This is a genomic window from Aeromonas sp. 1HA1 (assembly GCF_029237385.1).
In the GTDB taxonomy this organism is placed as follows: Bacteria; Pseudomonadota; Gammaproteobacteria; order Enterobacterales; family Aeromonadaceae; genus Aeromonas; species Aeromonas popoffii.
On the sequence record NZ_JAACGC010000153.1, the window covers coordinates 1 to 1,843 of the forward strand.

The following is a 1,843-nucleotide window of genomic DNA, read 5'->3' on the forward strand; positions in this document are numbered from 1 at the left end:
CGCACGATGAAGAGCAAAAGTTAGCATGATCGTTACCATGTTCGGGAGTCACATAGGAGATCAGATCCTGGAAATCGGGAAAAGTGCCAATCAGTTCACAATATTTGTGTATAAGAGTCAGGCTTTGGTGTCGGCAATAGTAATATATAAATAAAGAGTATAAATAAGGAGTAAAAATAAACACCGAATAAAATTGCATACACAGTATGCAGATCGACAGTACAAACATGTGGATGTCGTAACCATCAGCATACCAAAATCCATAACCCATCATATCGCTAAGTTGATAGCACTGTTTCAAACCTTCAATGAAAGTGTGCTAGTGCACACTTGCAAACTGCTACCTTAATTCTAACGTCGGCATACATTCTCAGAATGTGGCCCTCCTTCTATCTATGGAGTTTAATATGTTTAACACTCTTAATGAATATCGAGTGGCGGCTGAACGCCACTACCAGAAAAATGGGTATACTTTCGATAAAGATAACCTAAGTAAAATTGTTACTGTGATGAATCATGCTTTTGCTCAATACTCTAGGGTCTTTGCTTTTAGAGTTGACCTTCGCTTCCCTGATAATTTGTTTACCAGGATGCTATCAGAAGGTAGTTCACGTTATCATGGTGATGTGCTGAAAGCATTCTTTGCGGAACTTGAAAAACTGTTTGTTCTGGATCAGATGCGCCAAGCTACAAATGGGAAAAGAGTTCGCAAAACAGCAATTAGATATGTTTGGGCGAGGGAGCAAACAGCAGAGGCTGTCGTTCCTCACTATCACTTGATGTTTTTCTTAAATGGGGATGCCTATTACTCTCTCGGGAACTTTAAGTCTGAGAATCTGAATCTGGCAAACAAGCTTAGAGTAGCTTGGCATCGAGCCGTCTTTGAAGCGGATGTATCAATTGATTTTTGTAGGAGGCGAGGGTTGGTTCAACTGTCAGAGGAGGGGCAGCACGAAGTTTTCTCAGATGATCCTGTGGCTATAAAAAAAGTGCTGCTCCATGCAGCATACCTTGCCAAAAAGGAATCCAAGCGCCGTGGGCAGGGATATCAGTGTTTTGGGGGGAGTAACAATTGAGTGCGCAGTTTCCTTTCACCTCAAGCATATCCTCGAGAGGCTGGGGGTAAGGGCCAGGCGATATTCTGGGCGCTCAAGCAGGAGCTGGTGCGGCTCAATATCGATGCGGCGTTAGTGGGGAATGTGGATGAGGGTGGTCAATAGCTCTGACTGGCGCAATTTGTTGCTCACCCACTAGGTTAAATCACTGCCTGAGCAACATATAATGAAACATGTGCGCTGTTTGAGCGAAAACTTGCTCAGGGTTGTGCGGTTGAGGCTATGGATTGGTGGTAAGTGATTGATAAATAATGAAACGAAAAGTTGGCATGGTCACTGCTAAGGGTTTGGTCGAGTGCTAGCTCATTTAACCAACCTATTTAGGAGCATACACATGCCAACTCCATGTTATATCAGCATCGAAGGTAAAACCCAGGGCAACATCACTGCAGGTGCCTTCACCTCCGACTCCGTCGGCAACATCTTCGTACAAGGTCACGAAGACGAGATGCTGGTACAAGAGTTCCAGCACGTTGTCACCGTGCCGACTGACCCGCAATCCGGCCAGCCTGCTGGTCAGCGTGTCCACAAGCCGTTCAAGTTCACCGTTGCGCTGAACAAAGCTGTGCCGCTGATGTACAACTCCCTGGCTTCCGGCGAGATGCTGCCGAAAGTGACCCTGAAGTGGTACCGCACCTCTGTGGAAGGCAAGCAGGAGCACTTCTTCTCTACCGTGCTGACCGATGCCACCATCGTTGACATCGACTGCCAGATGCCGCACTGCCAAG

At 46.2% G+C, this 1,843-nt stretch carries 2 protein-coding genes; both read left to right on the top strand.

Annotated elements, in window-relative coordinates:
• Positions 1–407: 407 nt before the first annotated feature.
• Positions 408–1,076 carry an inovirus-type Gp2 protein gene (locus GWQ22_RS21265; protein ID WP_275931601.1) on the top strand — a complete coding sequence of 223 codons (669 nt, stop codon included), beginning with the start codon at positions 408–410 and terminating at the stop codon, positions 1,074–1,076.
• 373 nt (positions 1,077–1,449) lie between these two features.
• Positions 1,450–1,843 (top strand): type VI secretion system effector Hcp1 (hcp1, locus tag GWQ22_RS21270; protein ID WP_147293069.1); only part of this gene is annotated, 394 nt, incomplete at its 3' end.

Coding starts and splice junctions, on each gene's coding strand:
- GWQ22_RS21265 (WP_275931601.1), top strand. CDS start 408: ATGTTTAACACTCTTAATGAATATCGAGTGGCGGCTGAACGCCACTAC.